Origin of the sequence: uncultured Bacteroides sp. (assembly GCF_902491285.1) — a bacterium.
GTDB lineage: Bacteria > Bacteroidota > Bacteroidia > Bacteroidales > Bacteroidaceae > Bacteroides.
The window spans coordinates 1-2,249 of record NZ_CABUHK010000177.1 but is presented as its reverse complement, the minus strand read 5'-3'; the positions used below and the strand labels follow the sequence as shown (position 1 = coordinate 2,249).

Genomic DNA, 2,249 nt, shown 5'->3' with positions numbered 1-2,249 from the left:
TCCGCAGAAAAGCACCCAGGCCGTTTTTCTATCTGTCGGTTCGCCCACCTCACATCGTATGCGGAATATCCAGTGATCCCTCGCATACAGAGACGGATTCAGTTCGAGTCCCGTCTGCACCAGATTCCCCGAATAAATTTCTCTTGAAGACATTTCCTCTGATGAAATATCCAGTAAGGAAACGACCAGATTATCCGACAGAGTTGTGAAACCGGCACTTTTCAGTTCGATAGGTGAATCATCATTAATCCGGTCTACGAATATCTGGCTACTTGTACACATCACTACATAGTCCACCGTATGAGAAGAAATAGCTTGCGAAATTTTTTCATTCAGCCGGAACAGACTTTTTTCGTACCTCGATGCACTTAGGGAATTCACTGCGTTCAGTTCTTCAAGGTCGGAATTCGTGATGTAAGACAGAACGGTGCTTTTCTTGTTCGGATTAATGTAATACTTCTGACCCGGTTCGCTGATATCTACGAATTTATTCAGGACATGGACATCGGACTCGTAAGAATTACCCGCCTCGGCAGGAGTGTCAATAACAAAGTGGTCACTACATCCACACAACAGGATGAGAAAAAGTAAAAAGCCTAGTTTAGTTAATTGCAGATTCTTCATAACATACAGGGTTTGGTTATCTTTTCCTATTTCATAAAATAGTTTAGTCTTATGGCAGCAAAGTTATGGGAAAGAAAATAAAAAAGTCTTGAACGAATTCAAGACTGCAGCTGATTTATATAGGATATAAATATTATTAACAATAATTCCCGCTATCGTGCCAATGGTGGCAGGATAGCAGGAAACTTTTTCTTTAGATAACGGAAAGCCCGTATTCGTAGGCATCGGACATTGCATTGTAATCTGCGTCCGAGTAAGCGCCTTTATCTCTGGCTTTCTGCATATCCTTCATAAAGGATTCTACGGAAGAGAGGAAACTCTGATAGTTTTTCAATTCTTCGTCATAACCGGTAACGGCAGGAAGTTTCTTTGCGGCTTCCAGTTCCTTTTTCAATTCTGCCATTTTCACGTCAATCCGCATACCGTCCATTACGTGTTTACGGGAGTAGAGGTTCATGATGCTTTGTACGGTGCCCGACATTTTACGCATAGCCATTATCTGGTCTTTCAACGGCTCGTCGGCGAGAAGTTCCTTTTCCGCCTGTTCAGTCAGAGGGCTTAATATATCGAAAATCACTTGTTTGTATTCGGACATCGCTATGCTCAATTGATAGTTCTCTTTCAAAAGTTTAGTGGTTTCCGCCTTTTTGTTATCCTTCCGGTAAGACAGGAATTTATCAAAATTAGCGTAGAACTGTGCTCTCGAAGTAAATAATCCCCTGTAATTCTGTATCAGATTCTGACGGACTTCATCGTTGAAGTAGACACCCGGATTCATCAGTTCCGCAGTATCCCTGACCGAGACCTCCGGCGGCGCAATCGGAGCTACTTCGGGCACTTTTCCTGTCTGCTCCATATATCCCAATACCGCATTTATATCTTTTGCATTAGCTACATGCCTCAAAACAATGAGTGATGTATGATAATAGTTTATCACTTTACTGGCGTCGTCCAACTCTTCAGGAGTAGCCGAGGACGCAACCTGCTTCTTGTTCCCTCCCGAACAAGAAGCCAGCAAGAAAGCACCAACAAGTGCCCCTAACAATAAGATTCTTTTCTTCATAATGTTCAGTTTATTAAGTCTTTCGTACTATAACAATAAAAATCGTTTTTTGTTATAACCAAACAATACATATCGGATAAGTTAAAAAAGAACAGGAAAGTCCTAGATATTATCGACAATGATTAAGGAATAAACAATCAAAAAGGTATAAAAACAAAAAATGGCTACTCATCGCGAGCAACCAATCTTTTGTTAACCTTAAATCTAATACTTATGAAAAAAACACAGTACAAAGGTACTAACTTCCACATAAATAGCAAATTTCAGCTCCCAAACAAGCAATAATATAACACGGTTTAATACTCGCCGAATCGCATTAACATTTCAGACTTTACACGTTAACATTTAACATATTCATTCACAATCCGGGAAACGAAAAGCCTGAAGAATAACCAACACTCGTTATTTTCAATGTTCGCTCAAATTTAAGGGCATAAAAAAAGGCTATCTATCCCAGACAGCCAATCTTTTGTTAACCTTAAATCTAATACTATGAAAAACACAGTACAAAGATACGGACTTTCGGCTTATCTCCAAATTTATCGGGCAAAACGGGGTATCT

Annotated in this window: 2 protein-coding genes; both read right to left on the bottom strand. The window is 40.0% G+C overall.

Going from position 1 to position 2,249, the window contains the following annotated elements; genetic code table 11:
* On the bottom strand, positions 1-624 hold a 624-nt coding region (locus RDN93_RS21990), incomplete at its 3' end, for a hypothetical protein (RefSeq protein ID WP_308747434.1).
* Between the two features lie 193 nt (positions 625-817).
* Entirely contained in the window at positions 818-1,687 is an 870-nt protein-coding gene (locus RDN93_RS21985; protein ID WP_055173572.1) for a hypothetical protein, read from the bottom strand.
* Positions 1,688-2,249 lie beyond the last annotated feature (562 nt).

Bases quoted from the DNA above. Each gene is read 5' to 3' on its own strand.
- RDN93_RS21985 (WP_055173572.1), bottom strand. From the start codon at position 1,687: ATGAAGAAAAGAATCTTATTGTTAGGGGCACTTGTTGGTGCTTTCTTG.